This window comes from Mesorhizobium tianshanense (genome assembly GCF_007830515.1).
GTDB lineage: Bacteria > Pseudomonadota > Alphaproteobacteria > Rhizobiales > Rhizobiaceae > Mesorhizobium > Mesorhizobium tianshanense.
The window spans coordinates 53713-74579 of record NZ_VLKT01000011.1; the positions used below are offsets into that span (position 1 = coordinate 53713).

Below are 20867 nucleotides of genomic sequence, written 5' to 3' on the forward strand. Positions count from 1 at the left end.
AACCGGTGCCGTCGCCAGCCACATCATCTCGGGAGTCGACCATGTCTGATACCACTTCTGCAGACGCTCTTTTCCGCCAGCGCGCGGCGCGCGTCATCCCGGGCGGCATGTGGGGGCATCTGAACGCCGCGCGGCTGCCTGCCGGCTATCCGCAGTTCTTTAGACGGGGTGACGGCTCGACGCTCTGGGATGTCGATGGCCGCCGCTACATAGACTTCATGTGCGCCTGGGGCCCCAACTACCTCGGCTACAGGCACCCCGAGATCGAGGCGGCCGCCGCCAGCCAAGCCGCGGAAGGCGATTGCCTGAACGGGCCGGGTGAGGCGCTCGTCGAACTGGCGGAACTCTTCACCTCGATGATCCCCGCCGCGGACTGGGTACAGTTCCAGAAGAACGGCACGGATGCGACGACAACCTGCCTTACGATCGCACGCGCGGCAACCGGACGAAAAAAAGTGCTGGTCGCACGCGGCGCATATCACGGCGCTGTTCCCTGGTGTTCGCCCTCCGTCCTTGGCGTGACGGCCGAAGACCGCGCGAATCTTGTGACCTATGAGTTCAATGATCCGGAAAGTGTACGACTGGCCGCGGAGGCCGCGAAAGGAGACATCGCTGCCATCGTGGTGTCAGCCTTCAAACACGATTTTGGCAAGGATCAGCAACTGCCCCTCCCCGAATTCGCCCGTTTGCTTCGTGAGATATGCGATCGGGAAGGTGCCGCCCTCGTCATAGACGAAGTAAGAGCCGGCCTCAGACTGAACCTGGGTGGAAGCTGGGAAGACCTCGGCGTGAGGCCCGATCTTTCTGGGTGGAGCAAGGCGATAGCCAATGGCTATCCTCTGGCTGCGGTCACGGGTGCAGACTGGCTTCGCGGCGCCGCTGCGCAAGTGTTCGTGACGGGTTCTTTCTGGTGCGGCGCCGTTGCCATGGCCGCCGGCATCGCGACGTTGAAAGTCGCCCGTCGCGACGACGTGGTCGCCCATCTGGAGCGGCTGGGCACGCGATTGCGTGACGGCCTCGATTTGCAGGCCGAAAAAGCGGGCCTGCGCCTGCGCCAGAGCGGGCCGGTGCAGATGCCTCTGGTAATGTTCGAAGATGATCCCGACTTCCATAAAGGCGAGGTATTTTGTCTCGCAATGCTTGAGCAAGGGATTTACTTCCATCCCAAGCACAACATGTTTCTTTGTGCAGCACATACCGAAGCGGACATCGACCGTGCCGTCGCCGCGTCGGAAATCGCATTTGCGGCTCTAGATCCGAGCACCTAACCTGCGATCCTGATCGCCATTCAGTCGCAAGACCAAGTCGGCGTTGTTGCGGTTGCCCAATGGCAGCGCGCCGACAACGTCGCTGCGGATTCCCAAGCGTATCTGCCAACGGCGCGCACATAAATCCGCGAGCAGACCTCGCGCCAAACGCATCCTGCGTTGCGCAATCTGCAATCTCGACACCGCCTACCACGCCTAGTCTTTGTCCAGACACTGAATGTGTCGGGCGTGCGCCCTCACGAGTTCTCAAAGCACGCAGCGACTCGAACACTGGTTGCGCCGCGCATGAGTTCAACAGAAACCGAACCGAAGCATGGCGGCGATCTTCTGCAGCTTGAAAATGTCACCATGCGTTACGGCGCCATCGCGGCGCTTCAGGACGTTTCGCTTGGCGTCGCGGCTGGCGAGGTCGTCGCACTCCTTGGCGACAACGGCGCTGGGAAATCGACGGCCATCAAGATCATTTCAGGCAGCGTAAAGCCGACGTCGGGCCGCTTGGTCTTCGAAGGCATTCCACGGGAATTCGAGTCCCCGCGCGCGTCGAAAGAACTCGGAATCGAGATCGTCTATCAAGATCTGTCGATCTGCATGAACGTCGATGTCGTGGCCAACTTCTTCATGGGTCGGGAGCTGGTCAAACGCGTTCTCGGTGTGCCGGTTCTGCGGGAAAGGGAAATGCAGCGCATCACCGAAAAGGTGATGGCCGACGGCGGCACAAAGGTGAAGTCGGTACGGCAGAACGCGGAGCACCTTTCGGGCGGGCAGCGTCAGGCAATCGAGCTCAATCGCTTCGTCTATTGGGGAGGAAAACTCGTCGTCCTGGACGAGCCATTCGCGGCTCTGGGAATCGAACAGGTAAGGCGTGGCCTCGAGAACATTCGCCGTGTCAGGGATCAAGGCTTGGCCGTAATCATCGTCACCCACAATCTGCATCACGCTTTCCAGATTGCGGATCGGCTCGTGGTCTTCCGGCAAGGCCGGCTGGTCTTGGACAAGTCGACCAGCGACTGCACGCACGAGACGGTTTCGCAAGCGATCACGGGTGACGGGCCACCCGTCCAAATACAATGAGTTCAGGGAGGAAAGTCATGCATATCAACCGACGTCAAACCTTAGCACTGCTTGCGGCGACGGCCGCGGCCTACTCCACAACAGGAGCTCATGCCGAGGCTAAAGGAGCGGTCTATTTTTTGATTCCGGACTCGGGAAGTCTCTTCTACACCCAGGCCGGAAAAGTATCCCAGCCGCTGTTGGAGCAATTGGGCTACACGCTCGATGTCCTCGACGCCGGCAACAAGGCGGAGCTGCAACTCAATCAAATCGACAACGTGATAAACCTCGCTCCGAAAGCGATCATCATAGCTGCAGTCGATTTTGACGCACTGGTCCCGGGGATCGAGAAGGCACGCGCTGCGGGGATAAAGGTCATCGCGTTCGACCGGCCGATCACGAACACTCCTGTCGACTTCACGTCAATTGCCGGGGTCACGGAGATCGGCGCTGCCGTAGCCCGCGACATGGCCGAGCGGATAAAGCAACGCAAGGGTAGCTACGCCGGCAAGATCCTGCAAATCATGGGTGACCCCGGCGACAACTACGCAGTCCAGCTCGCGCAGGGTTTCGACAGCGTGATAGCCGGCTATCCGGACATTGAGGTCACCAGCAAAGCGGCCCAGTTGTGGGAGCCGACAGTCGCGGCAAACATTGCCCAGGACTACCTGACATCTCAAGGCGACGTAGATGCCATATTCTACCATTCCGGCTATCTGGCCGGCGCCGTGGTCAGCGTGCTGGAAGCCATGGGCAAGAAACCCGGCGACCTGATCATAGTCGATGGCGATGGTGACCCCGGAGCGATCGCGCAGATAAAGGCCGGCTGGCAGCAAGCATCAATAGAGGCCCCGCTGTACGCGGAAGCTTTTGCCGTCGCAGCATTCTTCGAAAATGTGGTCAACGGCGACAAGATGGTCGAAGGAAACTACGACATCCTGGGCATTGGCTCTAAACTCACAATCGAGAAATGGAGCCCCACCATCACCATTCCGGGACAGCTCATCGACCCGGCAAACGTCGACGATGCGGTTCATTGGGGAAATGCGATCGTTCCGGATCTCAAGGCGAAGGCGGCCGCCGAACTTGCCGTCAAATCGAAATAATCTTGTCGGGTCGCATTCATGTCGCTGTCCGACGCCACAAGACAAACCGAACCGCGAGCCGGCTCTCTCCGACTCGTGGAGCTTTTCGTCGACAATATCGTCTGGGCGATTCTGGCGATAACTTTGCTTGCATTCTGCCTGTTCATTCCTGGATACGGGCAGACGGGAATCTTTCTGAACATCGTGGAACAGTCGGCTTTCGTCGGGATCCTCTCCGTAGGCCTGTCGATTGCCATCATATCTGGCCAGATCGACCTCTCGATCGAATCGACGATGGCGTTGGCGGCGATGGCTACGGCAGTCCTGGTGAGTTCAAGCGCGGCAGGCTTCGGCTGGACGCCTCAACCCCTATGGCTTGTGGTGCCAGGCAGCCTGTTGGTGGCCCTATGCGTCGGTCTGGCGGTCGGCAGCTTCAACGCGTTTCTGGTGATCCGGCTGAAACTCAACGCCTTCATAGCTACCTTGGGCAGCTACATCTTATTTCGCGGCGCGGTTGTCGCATTGAGCGGCGGGAAGACGGTCTTCGGTCTGCCCTCGCCGCTTCGCGCAGTTGCGCTTTCCAAAGTCTTGGGCGTACCCCTGCTCGCCTGGGTCACAGTGGCAGTGTTTCTCGCCTTTACCTTCATTCTGACCAAGACGCCTTTTGGTCGATACGTCTATCTTGTGGGTGGAAATCCAGTCGCTCCCTTCAGAGCGGGAATTCGAGTGAGAAGCGTCTCGGCGGCGGCCTTCCTCCTATCCGCCGTTCTTGCGGCTTTTGCCGGCTGGCTCCTTGCGACGCGCACCTCCGGCGCCACGCCAAATCTGGGCATAGGCATGCTGTTCGAGGCCTTCGCCGCGGTGGTCATCGGGGGCGTCAGCCTGAAGGGTGGAGAGGGCAAACTGTCGGGCGTGGTTGCCGGAGTGCTGTTGCTCAGCTCGATCAGAACTGCGGTCAATCTGCTGATGCTGCAACCCCACTACACGCAAATGATCCAAGGGGGGCTCGTTATTGCTGCCATGCTCCTGGATAGCGCCAAGCACTCGATCCGGTCCCGCTATCTCTAATTTGGCAGTAAGAAGCAACCAATGCACTCATCACAAGCGAGACCTTCCTACGATGAACTGAGGGGCGATGATCGCTCTCCGCCCGGCTCGTCTTGGCCGTTCTACGGGCAGGCAGACCAGATTGGGAGCATCGGGCTTCTCGATGCCGATTGCGTCATCAGGGCAGCAAGTCTTGTGACAAAGGGCGCTGTTTTCTCACTCAACTGGTCGTTGGATTTGCCGGACCCCGCACTCTTCGGCCGCAAGCGCCTGAAGCATTCGATTTGCTTCGATCATGCCGGCGCCGACGATATCTATGACGATTTTTTCCCGCAATCGTCGACGCAGTGGGACAGCCTGGGCCACATCCGACATCCAGTGCATGGATACTACCAAGGTCATCAGGAGGCATCGATTACCGGGCGCGAAGGGTCTCGTCTTGGCATCGAACATTGGGCGGAGCGAGGAATTGCCGGACGGTTTGTGCTGGCCGACCTCGAGCGCTTCCGCCGCGCGTTGGGGAGACCGATCCGCCCTGGCGACTCCGACGCAATCACCATTCACGACCTGGAAGCGTGCCTCCGCAGCCAGGAAACAAAGCTGCTTCCCGGTGATATCCTGCTTCTGAGATTCGGCTGGGTACACTGGTACGAACAGGCCGATCGTGAGACCCGAAATGCGCTTGCGGACAGTGAAGATTTTGCTGCTTGCGGCCTGTCTCGCTCTGAAGAGACCGCCCGATGGATTTGGAACAAGTCCCTTTCCGCCGTGGCCGGCGATAACCCCGCGTTGGAGGTTCAGCCCTTCGACACCACCACGACTGAAGGGTTCTTGCACTACCGCCTCATCCCTTTGCTTGGCACCGCGATCGGCGAGATGTTCGCCCTGGATGCCTTGGCAAGGGATTGCGAACAGGATGGCCGGTACGAGGGTCTGTTTGTGTCCGCGCCTCTCAACAAATTGGGTGGCGTCGGCTCTCCGGCGAACGCCTTGGCCTTGAAGTAATCCGATGAGTTGCTTCGTTGCGAGGATACCCCGGACGCTCTCTCATTCGGATATCGCGTATCACCATGGCCGAGCGCCGGTTTCGAAAGATCGGCTTTGACCAAAGTTCACTCTCTGGCGCTTCTTGCGTATGCCGGATTTTCCTTATCAGACGTGGCTATAAAGCTCGTTGGACCGGGCTTGAGCATATTTGAGATCGCGTTCCTGGAGACCTTTTTCGGAGCGGTGATCCTGCTTGCCACACGTCATCCGAACGAGAAGTGGACCGAGTTCTGGAGAACTGAACGTCCGCTCGCCGTTCACGCCCGGGCAATCTCAGGCGTGGTTGCGAGTATATGCGCGGTCTATGCGCTGACCACCATTCCCCTGATGGATGCTTATGCGCTGTTGTTTCTCGCTCCATTTTTCGTCACCGTCATGTCCATCTTCATCCTGAAGGAACATGTGGGAATCTGGCGTTGGTTGGCAGTATTTGCTGGCTTTGTCGGCGTTCTCCTCGTGGTCAAGCCAGGTTTCCAGACCTTCGAACTGGGCCACTGGGCCGCAACTTGCGCCGGGCTCGCGACCGGATCCTCAATCCTGATCATGAGAAGCGTGGGCGGGGCGGCCAAGAAAACCAGCGTCCTCGGAACGCTGATGGTTTATCTTCTCACCTTCAATCTTTGCGCGATGTTGGTGGTCGGCATCACGGTGCCAAGCCTCGGCCAGTTCCTGACGCTCGTGTGTGGCGGCGTGTGCTTTGGCCTTGGCCAACTGGCGCTCTTGACCGCAGCGCGCAGCGGCAATGCAAACCAGATTGCGCCGATGCATTATTCGCAGCTTGCCTGGGCGACGGCTTTTGGTCTCTTCCTGTTTGGCGAGCATCTCGATCTGTGGGCTATCGTGGGGGTGTTTGTCATAGCCTGTGCGGGCATCCTGACGGTCTTCCGAGAGAGCATTCGAGGGCGAGCCGCCAGGTCCGCGCCCGCTTCGCGACCATAGCAAAATGAACTGGACGGCTTGAAATGCCGCGATATATCATACAAGGAAAGCGTCATGATAGGTGAACTCTCGAGAGTCGTTTTGGTGACCGGTGGCGCGAGGGGAATTGGCGCGGCCTTCGCACGACTGGCCGTCGCGCGTGGCCATCGCGTCATGGTCGCGGATATCGACGAAAGCGGCGCCGGGTCGCTGGCATCTGAACTTGGCGCGAACGCGCGCCACGTGTGCCTCGACATCCGTTCTCCAGAAAGCTGGCAAGCCGCGCTGGATACGACATATGAGGTCTTCGGCAGGCTGGACGTGTTGGTGAACAACGCAGCTGTGGTTTATCCGGGTTTGACGAAGGACGTTCCCCTGGCGAAGCACAAGGAAACGTTCGAGGTCAATGTGCTCGGACCAATGCTTGGGATCCTGGCGGTGACGCCGCGCTTCCAGGCCCAGGCGAGCGGCCACGTGATCACCGTGTGCAGCATGTCTGCTTTCCTCGCACTCCCCGGGATCGCCAGCTATTCGGCATCGAAGAGCGCATTGCGCACACTGCATTTGGCGCTGGCGCTCGAAGAGCGAGGGTCGTCGATAGACTTTACGATCGTTCATCCCGGCGCGACGGAAACCAGGATGCTGGAAGATGAAGCCAGGAAGGGCGTGGCGGTGGCATTTGCAAGGCCCCCTGCCCGGCCGGAGGATGTCGCAAAGATCCTCATGAAGGCCATGAAAACGAAGAAGGTGGAAATCTGCATTCCGGAATCCAGGGGACGCTCGGTCAAGGCGATCGCTGGCAACCCGCGCAGATTGTTGGAAATGGTCGAAAAAAACGAGCAACTCGGCGCAAAGATGCTCCAGGAGAGGCTGAACGCGCACGCCACCGAGCACGACCGGATTGAAGCGGACCGCGGGCAGGGATAAGCGATATGCTTCGGGGCGACGAGGATCGGAGCGGTATGCGAACTTTCAGCGAGGATGCCGATGATCCCGATGCCGGCCTGTCGCGCGACAGTTTGTCGACGATGATCTACAAACGTCTGAGGTCGAACTTGATGACCTGTGCGTTTGAGCCCGGCGAGCGACTGAACATCCGTCATCTCGCTGCAGCCTTCGAGACTTCGCCTACTCCTGTCCGCGAAGCGATCATGCAACTGGTCAGGGAAGGCGGGCTCGAACTGCGGCCGGGACACGAGTTGCGTGTACCAGTCCTCACCGTGGAGCGGTATCTGAAGATCAAGGCGGTACGCGCGCCACTTGAGCGGCTCGCGACCGAGACGGCCACGCCGCTGATTTCGGATACCACGCTGAACGAACTCGCTCGCATCAACGAGAAATTCCTCAGTGCTGAAAACAAGAAGCGCTGGAAGGAGGCCTTGTCCCTGAACACCGAATTTCATTTCACTGTCTACGCGGCTTCTGGAAACGAGGTGCTTCTGAACACGATCGAGAACCTGTGGCTTCTGACCGGACCCTTTCTCATCAACCAATATCCCTCGGCAATCCACCCGCACGACAGCGCCCATCCACACCTGCTGTTGATAGATGCGATGCGGCGGCGCGCCTCTCGTGAAGCCGGAGAGATCGTCTTGCAGGGCCTGGAAAAGGGTTCATCGCTGATCGTGAAAAAATTGACCACCCATCAGGCTCGTAAGGGAAAGCCCAACCGCTGAGCCCAAATGACACCGTGTTTGGAGCGATATATCATGTCAACTTGCAGTCGCGGGATCTAATCGTGAAGGCGGTCCACCGAGGCAACGGCCCTACATTCGCTGAAATCGAGGAAGCGTCAGCCGCACTGGATGGCGTGCTTTCGAACATGGCGTTGTTTCACAGTCCGACATTGGACGATCTGACGGGGTGCAGGTTGCTTGTGAAGGCCGAAACGCTCCAGCCCACCGGCAGCTTTAAGATTCGCGGCGCGTGGAACAAGATCCGTAAACTGAACGGCGAAGCTTTGGGTCGTGGAGTGCTGGCTCTTTCTTCCGGCAACCACGGACTTGCCGTTGCATGGGCGGCACGCAGGGCTGGTGCAAAGCGTGTCGTCATTCTGATGCCCCAGGATGCCCCACGCGCGAAGGTCGAAGGCGCGCGCAAGCTCGGCGCAGAGGTCGTCCATTATGACCGGAGCACTGTCGATCGGACTTCGCTGGTTTCGGAATGGCGTGACGACACCGGTCTCACCTATGTGCCCGCATTCGATGATCGCGATGTCATCGCGGGCGCCGCGACCGTAGCGCTTCACGGGGTGCGTTCGGCGGAAGCGTCCGGCCTTTCAGTCGATGATTTCGTTGTCGCATGTTCCGGCGGCGGGTTAGCCGCCGGCAGCGTCCTTGCGTTGCAGGAGATTGCGAGCGGCACGAGGGTTTGGGCCGCCGAACCAGAGGCTCATGACGATACCGCGCGCAGCATCGAACAGGGAAAACGGATCACGCTCCGCTCCACCGAAAAGACGATCTGCGATGCGCTTTTGTCACCCGAACCGGGTGAACTGACGTTTGAAATCAATCGCTCTGGTTTGGCTGGCGTCGTTCGGGGGAGCGACGACCATGCGAGGCTCGGAATGTCCACAGCGCTTTCCGAGTTCGGATTGGTCGCCGAACCCAGCGGTGCGCTGGCATTGGGTTCGGTGTTGGCCGGTTCGCTCAATCTGCGCGGTCGCACCGTGATGGTCGTCCTCAGCGGCCGCAACGTGGATCGCGAGGTCTACATGTCCGAACTCAAGATTTAGCTGAGATGGGAAAGCCAATGAGTGCTGAACAACGGCTCGAAAAACTTGGGATCCAATTGCCGGAAGTGATCGCGCCTAAATATACATACGTGCCCTTCCGCCGCGCTGGCGAGATCGTCTTCATGGCCGGCCAGGTGCCAAAACTGCCTGACGGGTCATACCTGGAAGGCAAAATCGGTGCCGGCCATTCGGTCGAGGATGGGATCGAAGCGGCGAGGCTCTGCGGTCTCCACATGCTCGCGTCGGCCCGCGCAATCACAGGCTCGCTTGACGATGTCGAGTTCCTGAAGCTGTTCGGCATGGTGAATGCTACGTCTGATTTCCGCGATCATGCGCGGGTCTTGGAGGGCTGTTCAAAACTATTGGTCGAGGTGCTTGGCGAACGCGGACAACACGCTCGCTCAGCCGTGGGCATGGGGTCGCTTCCCGCGAACATCCGGGTCGAGATCGAAGCGGTCGTTCGGATCGTCGGATAGGGTCGAGGTAGCGAAATGCGCACGGTCACCGACAAACTTGTCTACCCCGAAGGGCCTATCTGGATGACGGACGGGTCGATTATTCTGGTCGACATCGCCGATCAATCCCTGAAGCGCGTCCAGACCGATGGGACGGTCGAAACCATCGCAACCGTGGCGGGTGGGCCCAACGGGGCAGCCATGGGTCCAGACGACACCGTCTTCATTTGCAACAACGGGGGCATGGATTGGATTGAGGTGCAATCGGGTCGGCTTCGTCCCGGACTTCAAAGCGCGTCATATGAATGCGGAAGCATCGATGTCGTGCATCTGCCGACAGGAAAGGTGCGCCGCCTCTACGAGCGCTGCGGCGATCAACCGTTGCGCGGGCCCAACGATCTGGTGTTCGACGCGCATGGGGGCTTCTATTTCACCGACATGGGCAAGCGTCGCCAACGCGACATGGATTTGGGGTCCGTCTATTGGGCGAAAAGTGACGGATCAGAGATCATCGAGGTCGTGTCGGGAATGATCTCGCCAAACGGCATCGCCCTGTCGCCAGATGGCAGGACGCTCTATGTGGCGGAAACTTACACTGGCCGCATCTGGATGTGGCCGGTGGAAGCGCCCGGCCATCTTCGCAAAGCCGAGTGGCCATCGCCTGCCGGGGGGTTCTTGTTTGCCAGCCCCGGGGGGCGAGTCCGATTCGACGGCTTGGCCGTCAGCGCATCCGGCGCCGTATACGCCGCCGCTTTGGACAGCTGCGCGGTTCTGGAATTCCGCGGAAGCGGTGGCAACTACGCGCTTCACGCACTACCCGATCCGCTTGTCACCAACCTCTGTTTCGGAGGGCCCGACATGCGAACTTGTTTTGCGACTCTGTCACATCAGCCCCGGCTCGTTGCATTCGAAGTTCACGAGCCCGGGCTGCCGCTCCAGCACGCCTCCTAAGGGAATGCCCGCACTCCATATTGATATATCATATACAAAGATAACTCTGAAAGGACGCATCCCGTGAAGATTAGGAACATTCGTACCACGCCGCTGCTTTGTAAGTTCAAGCAGGACTACTTTTGGGCGGATGGCGTGACGGTCTCGTCGCCCGTGGTGCTGATCGAAGTGGAGACGGACGAAGGAATCGTAGGTATCGCCGAATCCGGCGTAGGGCCAACCATCGAGCCGATGCTGGCTGTCCTCCACGATGCGATACCGCACTTCATCGGCAAGTCGGTGTTCGACGGAAACAAGATGATCTGGGATTACTTCCAGTCGGGGTTCAAGGCTCGAGGGGTCGGCAGCCAGTACAGGTTCTTCTCCAGGACGATGTCAGGAGTGGAGCTTGCAATGTGGGATGCAATCGGAAAGGGAATTGGGCAGCCTGTCTGCAACGTGCTTGGCGGCGCTGTCAGGGACAAGGTTGGCTATTTCGGCTTCGTACAGGGAGACACGCCCGAGCAGCTTGCTTCGCATGCGGCAGAGTTGGCTGCGGATGGGTATCCCGCCCTCTACGTGAAGGTCGGACGAAGCGACGATCTTGACGTGGCGATCGTCAAAGCGGTGCGTGACGCCGCGCCTCATGTCCGCCTACGTCTGGATGCAAACGAAGCCTGGGATACGTTGAGGGCGTTGCGCATGCTCGAGCGGCTCAAGGTGTTCGACATCGAGATGATGGAGCAGCCGGTTCCCGGCATCGGTGGATCTGACGCGTTGTTGAGACTTCGCGGCGCTGGAGTGCCGTTGTCGGCCGACCAGAGCGTCTACCTTCCCGAAGAGGTATTCGAGATGTGTCGCTCGCGTGCCGTCGAGGCCATCGTTCTCGGCGTCCATGAAACCTGCGGCGCCATGCGCTGGCGCAAGGCGGCGGCAATCGCGGAGGCAGCCAACGTCAGGATCAATATCCACGGGATATTCGAGACCGGCATCACCACATGCATCGCCAATCAGATCGGCGCTACGGTTCCGAATCTCGACGACGCCAACCAGATCATGTGGCAGTTGCTGGATGAGGATCTGGTTGAAAGTCCCAGCCTTAAGCCGGTGAATGGCTTCCTGCCGGTTTCGAAGAAGCCTGGATATGGATTCGAGCTCAACAGGGATGGCGTCGCACGCGCACACGAGGCGTATCTCAAGCAGCAGACCTGGAAGCAGGTATAGTTTGAGTAGCCATGCCGGACCGATACTCGGCCCGGCATGCACTTCCGGAGCGGCGGCGCTGTTTGCTACAGACTGCTTGGTCGATTCGAAGATGCCCTGAATCCTGCGCGGAGATGCGGAATGAGAAGCGATCCTGACGCTACGCCGGGCGATATCACGGGACGCTCCGTCCAGACACTCGCCGTGGCAAGACACAGCTTTGCTGAGCGCATATACGCCCAACTGCGTCTCGCGCTGATGTCAGGTCTCTATGAGCCTGGCAGCAGGTTGAACATCCGGAATCTCGCGGCCGCATATCAAACGTCGCAGACTCCTGTTCGAGAGGCTATCATCCAGTTGGTTGCCGACGGAGCCTTGGAACTGAAGCTTGGCCATCAGCCAAGGGTACCGGTTCTGACAATTCCGGGTTACCTGGAGATCCGTCAGACGAGAGTGCCCTTGGAACGCCTTGCCGCCGAATTGAGCGCGGCCAACATGACGCGCCGTGCAATCTCGGATCTGCAGCAGTATCAGCGCGATTTTCTCCGTTCGGAAGAAGATCAGGACTGGAAGAAGGCGCTATCCGCAAACCAGTCGTTTCACTTCTCCATCTATCGAAAATCCAACAACAGCGTACTGGTGAAGGTGATCGAAAACCTCTGGCTCCTTGCGGGTCCCTTTGTCAGCAATCAATATCCGCTGGCGAAAAGGTTGACGTTCGACGTGCACCCGCACGACCGCATCATCGATGCACTGAGGCGCGGCGACGCCAAGGCCGCGGGCGACTCTGTCGTAAGTGATCTGTTGGAAGGCTCGCAGCGCATACTCGACAAGATCAAGTCCGAAACACGTCGTGGCAGTGGCCGCCGCAAGACGTCGGGATAGCGCTGTGGCGGCGCTGGCGCGCCGACGGAATCGGACGACGTAGTCATCGCCTGCTCATGCGAAACATAGGCCCGCCATGCCGACGCGGAAAGCCGTAGCCGTGCACCTCGACAAGGTCGATGTCGCTTGGCTTTGAAGCAATTCCTTCATCGAGAATGGCTTGTCCCTCATGCGCCATCGCAGAAACAAGCCGATCGACGATTGCTTCGGCGGACAATTGCTTCGGACGAGCTCCAAGCATCGCCTCCAGAATCCTCGCCGCATCCGCGGAAACCAACGGAGTACGCTCGCCGGGCGCGTAATCATACCATCCCCCGCCGGATTTCTGGCCCTTCCGGCCCGCACGCACGAGCAGATCGCCTGGAGTTTCCGGAATACTCTCGCCCCTTGCCCTCGCTGCTTCCCGATGCATGAACGAGATATCGAGACCAGCCATGTCCTGCATCTCGAACGGCCCCATGGCGTAGCCAAAGCCGCGCATCGCCGCATCAATGTCGGCTATGGCGACACCCTCTGACAGCATTGCTTCCGCGTCCGCCCGGTACCGCTTGAGGATGCGATTGCCGATGAATCCCTCGCAGATGCCGGAGCGCACGGGCACTTTGCCCAGCCTCCTTGCAAGTTCGAACGCTGTCGCGATGACCGCGGGTCGAGTCTCTGGCGTGGGGACGATCTCCAGGAGCTTCATGACCTGCGCAGGGCTGAAGAAGTGCAGCCCGATGAAACGCTCGCTCCGCACCAGTCCGTCGCTGATCTGGCGCGGGTCCATGTACGACGTGTTCGTTGCGAGGATGGTTTCTTGAGCGCACGCTTGGGCCAAGCGTGAGAACACGTCGCGTTTCACAGCAAGGTCCTCGAACACAGCTTCGACGACAAGGTCGCAGTCGCTGAACGCGTCAAAGGCTAAAGTGCCGCTTACCCCGTCCATACGCGCCTCGACATCAGCGAGGGAGATCACACCCTTCTTTTGCGCGGCGGCAAAAATGGCGCGCAGTTCGTTGAGCTCGCGCCCGAGGCTGGGTACGTCGCGGTCGGCCAGGACGACGGGAATGCCAGCGTTGCGCAAGGCCACCGCGATACCAACCCCCATCTTGCCGCCGCCGACGACACCGACCTTTTTAATCGGTAGCGGCTCCACATCTCGCAGGTCGGCCGGTCTCGGCGCAGCTTTCTCCGCGAAGAACAAATAACGCAAGGCGGCGGCTTCTCGGCTATCGCGAAGATGGAGGAATGTCGAACGCTCCTGTTCCAGACCTGCCTCGACGCCACGTTCCAGACCCGTTCGCAAGGCTGCGAACGCGAGAAGCGGCGCGGCGGCACTTCTCGCGGAGCGGCGCACCCGTGCGTCCGCTTCCTCGAGCGCCTTTGTCTCCAAATGCACGGGATCGCGGCCGGAGGCGGCCGTGGGCAGCGGTCGCGCAATGGCGCTGCGGGCAAATTCCACCGCTGCATCGACGACGGGCAGTTCGGTCAGGTAATCGACGAGCCCCAGTTCGGCGGCACGACGGCCATCGAGTACCAAATTCTCCGAGACGACGCGGACGGCCACGTCGACGGGAATCACACGAGGAAGGCGCTGGGTACCACCGGAGCCGGGTATGAGCCCGAGATTGATCTCCGGCAGCGCAAAACGTGCATCTGCGCCGGCGACCCGAAAGCGACATCCTAGCGCAAGCTCGAGGCCGCCTCCCATCGCTGCCCCGCCGAGCGCAGCGATCCAAGGCTTTGACGCGCCTTCGATGCGAGCCACGACGTCCGGTAGGTATGGTGGTTCGAGCGGCTTTTCGAACTCGGTGATATCGGCGCCGCCTACAAATACACGGCCATAGCCGGTCAGCACCACTGCCTTGACGGTGCGGTCGGCATCAAATTCCTCGGCAAGTTCCAGCAAAAGTTGACGAACCGCCTTCCCAAGCGCGTTCACCGGCGGGTTGTTTATGGTCACGACGACGACATCGCCGCGCATTTCGTGCTGTACGGCCATGCCGGTCAAGCCGCCGTCATCTCGCGGGCGATGATGATCTGCTGGATTTGAGAGGTGCCTTCATAGAGGCGGAAAAGCCGAACGTCGCGATAGAACCGCTCGACGGCGTATTCCTGTATGTAACCGGCCCCACCGTGGATTTGCACCGCACGATCCGCAACCCGGCCTACCATCTCGGAGCAGAACAGCTTGCAACTGGCGGCCTCCTGCACGATGCGCTCCCCGGCGTCGAACCGGCGCGCGGTCGCCGTCACCATGCAGCGTCCTGCCAAGGTCTCGGTCGCGCTGTCGGCCAACATCGCCTGGATCAACTGATGCTCTGATATCGGTTTGCCGAACTGGACCCGATTGCGCGCAAACGCGACGGACTCGTCGCAAAGGCGTTGCGCGGCCCCCGCACAGACCGCCGCGATATGAAGACGGCCGCGGTTGAGCACTTTCATCGCCGTCTTGAAGCCCTGCCCTTCCACGCCGCCAATCACGGCGTCGGCGGGCACGCGGCAACTGTTCAGCACTACGTCGCATGTCCGCGTGCCGCGCTGTCCCATCTTCCTGTCGATAGTGCCGAGGGTCAGTCCCGGACAGTCGGCCGGGACCAGAAAAGCAGTAACGCCGGATGAACCCGGAGCGCCTGTGCGGGCCATCAATGTGAACACGCCCGCGACCGGCGCGTTCGTTATGAATCGCTTGGCTCCGTTGATAATGTAGTGATCACCGTCCTTCACGGCCGTCGTCTTGATAGCGCCTGCGTCCGAACCGACGTCGGGTTCGGTCAACGCAAACGAGCCGATCACGGATCCATCCGCCATCTTCGGAAGCCAGAAAAGCTTTTGCGCTTCGGTGCCGTCCACGATGATACCTTGCGAGCCGATTCCATTGTTGGTGCCAATCACCGAACGGAAAGCTGGCGCCGCGTAGCCGAGTTCCAAGGCGACAGACACCTCCTCCTCCATCGTGAGGCCGAGACCGCCGTATTCCTCTGGAATTGCCATGCCGAAGAGACCGAGCGCCGCCATCTCCGAGATGATTTGGGGAGGAACCTCATTGTCTTCGTCGACTTTTGCCTCTGCCGGAATCAACCGCTCCCGGACGAAACGCCGAATGGTACGCGACAGTTCATCCAGCACTTCAGCGTCGCGTATCATGAATCCTGCATCTCATCTTGCCGGCGGCAGACCCGGGGAGTTCGCCGAACAGCCTTCGCACAAACCATAGGCTATTTCAACAGAAAATGGAATTTAGTTCCATAAACGGAGTATGGGTAACAGCGAGTCTCCGACCACGTTTGGTCCGATTGACAGCGACGCTATCTCCTCTTCATAATTGGAATTAAATTTCGTTATTGAAGACCGACCGGATCCTTGAAAGGGTCGCTCTTCACAGAAGGACACGTCATGCCCATCGATGTCTGCTACCCGAAAGTCAGCCTTGAGGTATCGACTGGAAAGATCTCACGATGGCTCGTGGAAAACGGCGAGGAGGTCAAATCCGGCGCCATTTTGTTCGAAATCGACAACGATAAGGCAGCGGTGGAGGTTGAGGCGCCCGCGGCGGGAAGAGTTTGCCGGCTGATAGCAAGCGACATCGAAGTCGATGTCGGCGCCGAAGTGGCCCGTATTTTTCTCGAGGGTGAGCCCTACGAAACCGCTGCAATCATTGCGCTGCAACCAGCGACTACGAGCAAGCAGGATGCTCCGGTAGGACCGTTGATTGAAGGAACGACGTCAAAGCGTCCTCCTAATCCTACGCCGCTCGCCCGACGAATTGCGCGCGAGAACAATATCAATTTGGACAACGTTGTAGGAACCGGGCCGCGCGGCCGAATCGTACGAGATGACGTCCTTCCGATACCCAACGCCGGAAGCGGCGCTCAGGCTCCCGCGGCGCGGAACATCGATGTGCCGTCAACCCGGCCGATGCCCGCGCACAATAGGAGCGAGCTGCTCAACAGTACGTGGATGCGGCATGGCGAGGGTTTTCCCATCGTTCTCCTGCATGGGCTCTCGGCAGATTTGAACATCTGGCGAGGCATGCTTGCGTGCGGGCGTGTCAATGCACCCGTGCTCGCACTGGATTTGCCTGCCCACGGACGCTCGCCGCGCGATACGCCCGTGGATCTGGACGACGTCGCCACCGCAGTGGAACGGACGCTTGCCGATATCGGTGTGGGTCCATCCGTGCTGTGCGGCCATTCTTTTGGCGCTGCTCTTGCCACCCGCATTGCTCTCCGAGCCCAGGTGGATTGCAGAGCGATTTGCCTTTTCTCCCCTGCAGGTCTCGGGCCGAAGATCGACGGAGATTTACTCAACGGCATCCTGCACGCGCGGACGGCCGAAAGCTTGCGACCTTGGCTTGAATATCTTTGTCACGAACCTTCGCGAATTACGGACGCGTTTCTGGCTGCGGTCGTTCAACAGCGAAAAGACCACGGCCTGACAGAAGCGATGGAGAAGTTTAGCAGACGCTTCTTTCGGGACGCCACCCAGACTTTTTCCATTCGAGGCGACTTGGCCGCGATTAGTCATCCCGTCCGCGTGGTCTTCGGCCTTCAGGACCGCATCCTTTCAGTGGCATCCACGCGGGGACTTCCTGGGAATGTCGCGCTTCATTTGCTGGATTCCTGCGGTCACATGCCTCAAATCGAGCGGCCCGATCTGGCGCTCACCATTCTGCAGGAGCTCTGGCGAAGCGCTTGATCACAAGGATAGGCGGGGGCTGTCTATCGCACCAGGGGCAGTCCAGTCTTCACATTTTCTTCCAAACCGAAGCCGTCCACGTATGGACTTCTCCTGCGAACGAAGAGTTGTTGTTTGTCAGAAACCAGACCGCGAATGAACAGGTTGCAGTAAAACAGGCGATCCCCCAGCCCAGCCTCCCAGCCCTTCGCATAATGACAGCAATATTGCGCTTTGCGGTAACTCCATACAATTCTCCGCTGGTAAAATGTTGGTGGCTAACGATGGAGGGGCACCAATACCATGTCAAAGTTGTTTCCTAGTCTCTTTTCCGAGCACCACATTCGCGGGAAGCGAATCCGGAACAGGATACTGTCAACTGGTCATCACACGCTTCTGGCAAGGAACGGCAAAGCGACAGACGAGTTGGTGGCATATCACCGCGCTCGTGCCGCTGGCGGAGTTGGACTGATAATCCTCGAGTGCACGGCCGTCCATGAAAGCGCCTTCTTCCACAACACCGTCATCAATGGGTTTGAGGACGGCTGTATTCTGGGATTTCGGAAGATCGCGGATGCCGTTCATGAAAATGGAGCAGCAGTGTTCGGTCAACTTTTCCATCCAGGGGCTGAATTATTCGGGATAGCTAGCGACGGCACGAGGACGGCAAGCTATGCGCCCTCACTGGTCAAACACGAACGCTATCTCGGAACTGCAAGCCCTATGTCCCGGCAGATGATTCACGAGGTAATCGATGGCTACGCCTGTACGGCCAGACGCATGATTGAAGCTGGATTGGATGGAGTCGAAGTAGTCGCCAGTCACGGTTACCTTCCATCGCAATTCCTCAATCCAAGGATCAACCGAAGGACTGACGAGTACGGGGGGACCTTCGAGAATCGAATTCGCTTTTTGAGTGAGATTGCAAAGGCGGTTCGACACGCGATCGGAGATGAACCGGTCCTGGGCCTTCGCATTTCCGGACACGAGGAGGACAACCGGGGGCTCCAGCCTTCCGAATGCCTCGAAGCAATCAACGCTTCTGAGCAGGCCAATGCGTTCGACTATTACAACATCACTGCCGGTACGTCGAGCAGCGCAAAAGGCGCCATTCACGTCGTGCCGGCGATGACCTTCACTCCCGGTTACGTTGCGCCCTACGCGGGAATGGTGAAAGAACGGGTCAGCGTACCGGTCTTTGTCACCGGCAGGATCAATCAGCCCCACGTTGCCGAAGAGATTTTACGACGTGGCGACGCAGATATGTGCGGCATGACCCGTGCTCAAATCTGCGATCCCGACATGGCCAGGAAGGCGCAGGCCGACAAGGTCGATGACATCAGGGCTTGCGTCGGATGCAACCAGGCATGCATCGGTCACCTTTATCTTGGAACGCCCATCTCGTGCATTCAGCGTCCCGAAACTGGCCGCGAGCTGGAAGTCGGTATGGCGGGACCGGCGCGGAGCCCGAAGAGAGTCGTCGTCGTGGGCGCGGGACCCGCAGGCATGAAGGCTGCCATCGTCGCCAGCAAACGGGGTCACGACGTTACCCTGTTCGAGAAGTCCGGGCAGCTCGGGGGCCAAGTCCTGCTGGCGCAACTCCTGCCAGATCGTGCTGAGTTTGGTGGCGTCGTGACCAATCTGAAGCAGGAACTTCAGGCGGCTGGCGTCAAAGTCGAACTCGGGATCAGTGCCGACGCGGATATCATCAAGTCGCGGAATCCGGACCACATCGTGGTTGCAACCGGTGCGTTGCCTTACATGCCGGAACTTGAACTCAGCGACGAACGCGAGGTGTTCACCCCATCACAGGTTCTGAAGGGAGACGTGGAATGCGGCGGCAATGTTGCGATAGCAGACTGGCGCGGCGACTGGATCTCTTTTGGACTTGCCGAGAAATTGGTTCGCGAGGGGCGACAAGTGACAATCTACAGTTCGGCTCACACACCGGGTGTCAGTCTCATGCCCTTCATTCGAGATAAGTGGACGAGCGATCTCGCAAACCTCGGTGTACGGTTTATCAATCTTGCCCGTCTGTTCGGCGCCGATGAGAGGGATGCCTATTTCGAAAACACGTGCACAGGCAGCGCCATCATTTGCGAGAGCGTAGACACAGTGATTGGCTCCTTCGGAAATGCGACAACCTCTGTGCCAAATTTTGAATTGCCCGGCGTCCAGACTCACCTCATTGGCGACGCGCTTTCGCCGCGAACGGTAGAGGAGGCCATGCTGGAGGGGCTGCGAACCGGCTTGAGGCTGTAGTGACGGCCAGCTACACAGCTGAGATGGCTTGGCGTTGCGACAACATGATCACGCTACAGTTGCCGAGAGATCTGCGTCTCCGCTTTCGACTGCTTCCTCAGGATAGAGACCGGTAGTTTCTCTGGGGCCAGGCGGCACGCAGAAGAGGCGGTTTCGGCTTGAATGGTGGTGGCACGTTCGCTTCAGGCTGTCGGAAAGGGCCCCGTAAACGATCGCGAAGTTTCGCCGTTGATCGTGCGATCGACAACTCGGTTTCTCCCTGCGGCTGGTTCAGTCTGGCGAGAAGGCTCTCCAAGTCGCGAATCGCGCGATCGACCCGGCCATGCCACAACGCTACTTCACCGATCTGATATCCCGGTCGATGGCGGGAAGCCTTTCAAAGAGGCTGGATCGGGACCGCACGATGTGGTCGGCGATCTGCTTCATCGGCTGGATCTTCATGGCGATGTGGAACCAGTCGATGATGTGGGTTGTCGGCTTTGACAAGGCGCGGGGCAGCCGCTTCAGGATTTCGGTCCCGTCCGAGATAACCGTCACATCGCCAAAACCGCTGTATCCGATTCCTTCAAGTGCGTGGAGAGCGCGAGCATGCCCGGGTAGCAATCCCGGCACAACATCCAGCGAGGATTGCGAACCTCAACAGCGCCGAAGACGGTTCGGATCCGGCGTGTCGTATAGTCCTTGACCGGCCGGAACGTCTGGCAGTCCGGGCAGACCCGACGGAAGAGGGACTAGGTCTCCGCCTCATGGGCTACGACTGCGCTTTGCAGCGCCGTCATGATCGTCTTGCCGTCCTCTATTGACAATCCGATATCACCGTCGAAAAGGCTCTCCCAGCTCTTGGTGATCCTCATTTCCCGTCGGCACACGTCGCCGAACTCGTTCTTCCCTTCGATCGTGATCGTCCAGTCCACCGCCATCGCTTCCTCCTCGAGAAAGCGATGCTGATGGACTGCACTGGCCTAGATCTAACAATCCGTATTCGACCCCAGAGAAATTACCGGTCCCAACACAATCGGCGCATTCTTACAATTAACGGGTCTTCCTCAAATTGTGTGGTGCTGCTCATACTTGCCGCCATATCCGCACGTTTGGACCGTTTGAAGCACGCATCGTGCGTCGCGCGGTCGCTGAACCGCTCAGAATATCCACTTTGGGGCTCTGTTTCGGGGCCATCACACAATTTGAGGAAGACCCCGGTTAACTGCCAAGTGACATCCTCCGGCCGAATTGCGTGTGCTTATGAAGGAGATTCTAAAGCGAAGCGATCGCTATCGAGCAGCGTCACGTCGGTTTGCGTCGCCGGTAGTGGCCGCAAGGTCAA

General features: G+C 59.2%; 19 protein-coding genes. 15 read left to right on the forward strand and 4 right to left on the reverse strand.

Annotated features, from left to right (window positions below; all coding sequences use genetic code 11):
- Positions 1-41 precede the first annotated feature (41 nt).
- From IQ26_RS10840 to IQ26_RS10900, 13 genes are all read left to right on the forward strand, one after another.
- Positions 42-1268 (forward strand): aspartate aminotransferase family protein, encoded by a 1227-nt coding sequence (locus tag IQ26_RS10840; RefSeq protein ID WP_145716681.1) that lies wholly within the window; start codon positions 42-44, stop codon positions 1266-1268.
- 285 nt (positions 1269-1553) lie between these two features.
- On the forward strand, positions 1554-2339 hold the full coding sequence (locus IQ26_RS10845; protein ID WP_145716683.1) for an ATP-binding cassette domain-containing protein: 786 nt from the start codon (positions 1554-1556) through the stop codon (positions 2337-2339).
- A gap of 17 nt (positions 2340-2356) precedes the next feature.
- Positions 2357-3424: a sugar ABC transporter substrate-binding protein gene (locus IQ26_RS10850; protein ID WP_162457926.1), complete on the forward strand. Its 1068-nt coding sequence runs from the start codon at positions 2357-2359 to the stop codon at positions 3422-3424.
- A gap of 18 nt (positions 3425-3442) precedes the next feature.
- On the forward strand, positions 3443-4471 hold the full coding sequence (locus IQ26_RS10855) for an ABC transporter permease (protein ID WP_145716687.1): 1029 nt from the start codon (positions 3443-3445) through the stop codon (positions 4469-4471).
- Between the two features lie 21 nt (positions 4472-4492).
- Positions 4493-5455, forward strand: coding sequence for a cyclase family protein (locus IQ26_RS10860; protein WP_145716689.1), 963 nt, complete (start codon positions 4493-4495; stop codon positions 5453-5455).
- A 96-nt stretch (positions 5456-5551) separates the two neighbouring features.
- On the forward strand, positions 5552-6436 hold the full coding sequence (locus IQ26_RS10865) for a DMT family transporter (protein WP_162457927.1): 885 nt from the start codon (positions 5552-5554) through the stop codon (positions 6434-6436).
- 54 nt (positions 6437-6490) lie between these two features.
- Positions 6491-7342, forward strand: a complete 852-nt coding sequence (locus IQ26_RS10870; RefSeq protein WP_145716693.1) for an SDR family NAD(P)-dependent oxidoreductase — start codon at positions 6491-6493, stop codon at positions 7340-7342.
- 101 nt (positions 7343-7443) lie between these two features.
- On the forward strand, positions 7444-8091 hold the full coding sequence (locus tag IQ26_RS10875; protein WP_240547068.1) for a GntR family transcriptional regulator: 648 nt from the start codon (positions 7444-7446) through the stop codon (positions 8089-8091).
- Between the two features lie 62 nt (positions 8092-8153).
- A complete protein-coding gene (locus IQ26_RS10880) occupies positions 8154-9149 on the forward strand; it encodes a threonine ammonia-lyase (protein ID WP_145716697.1) in 996 nt (331 codons plus the stop codon).
- A 17-nt stretch (positions 9150-9166) separates the two neighbouring features.
- Positions 9167-9625, forward strand: a complete 459-nt coding sequence (locus IQ26_RS10885) for a RidA family protein (protein ID WP_145716699.1) — start codon at positions 9167-9169, stop codon at positions 9623-9625.
- A 15-nt stretch (positions 9626-9640) separates the two neighbouring features.
- Positions 9641-10555 carry an SMP-30/gluconolactonase/LRE family protein gene (locus IQ26_RS10890; RefSeq protein WP_145716701.1) on the forward strand — a complete coding sequence of 305 codons (915 nt, stop codon included), beginning with the start codon at positions 9641-9643 and terminating at the stop codon, positions 10553-10555.
- 63 nt (positions 10556-10618) lie between these two features.
- Entirely contained in the window at positions 10619-11758 is a 1140-nt protein-coding gene (locus IQ26_RS10895; RefSeq protein ID WP_145716703.1) for a mandelate racemase/muconate lactonizing enzyme family protein, read from the forward strand.
- 120 nt (positions 11759-11878) lie between these two features.
- Entirely contained in the window at positions 11879-12622 is a 744-nt protein-coding gene (locus IQ26_RS10900) for a GntR family transcriptional regulator (protein WP_162457929.1), read from the forward strand.
- A gap of 43 nt (positions 12623-12665) precedes the next feature.
- Here IQ26_RS10900 and IQ26_RS10905 read toward each other — a convergent pair whose 3' ends face one another.
- Both IQ26_RS10905 and IQ26_RS10910 read right to left on the reverse strand, forming a co-directional pair.
- Positions 12666-14606 (reverse strand): 3-hydroxyacyl-CoA dehydrogenase NAD-binding domain-containing protein, encoded by a 1941-nt coding sequence (locus IQ26_RS10905; RefSeq protein ID WP_145716867.1) that lies wholly within the window; start codon positions 14604-14606, stop codon positions 12666-12668.
- Between the two features lie 5 nt (positions 14607-14611).
- A complete protein-coding gene (locus tag IQ26_RS10910) occupies positions 14612-15751 on the reverse strand; it encodes an acyl-CoA dehydrogenase family protein (RefSeq protein ID WP_145716707.1) in 1140 nt (379 codons plus the stop codon).
- A 249-nt stretch (positions 15752-16000) separates the two neighbouring features.
- On the opposite strand from IQ26_RS10910, the gene IQ26_RS10915 reads away from it, so the two are divergent.
- Positions 16001-17302: an acetoin dehydrogenase dihydrolipoyllysine-residue acetyltransferase subunit gene (locus tag IQ26_RS10915; protein ID WP_145716709.1), complete on the forward strand. Its 1302-nt coding sequence runs from the start codon at positions 16001-16003 to the stop codon at positions 17300-17302.
- Between the two features lie 282 nt (positions 17303-17584).
- A complete protein-coding gene (locus IQ26_RS10920; RefSeq protein ID WP_145716711.1) occupies positions 17585-19543 on the forward strand; it encodes an oxidoreductase in 1959 nt (652 codons plus the stop codon).
- A gap of 333 nt (positions 19544-19876) precedes the next feature.
- On the opposite strand, the gene IQ26_RS10925 is transcribed toward IQ26_RS10920, so the two are convergent.
- A complete protein-coding gene (locus tag IQ26_RS10925; protein WP_145716713.1) occupies positions 19877-20080 on the reverse strand; it encodes a hypothetical protein in 204 nt (67 codons plus the stop codon).
- 194 nt (positions 20081-20274) lie between these two features.
- Positions 20275-20463, reverse strand: a complete 189-nt coding sequence (locus IQ26_RS10930; RefSeq protein ID WP_145716714.1) for a hypothetical protein — start codon at positions 20461-20463, stop codon at positions 20275-20277.
- Between the last annotated feature and the right edge of the window lie 404 nt (positions 20464-20867).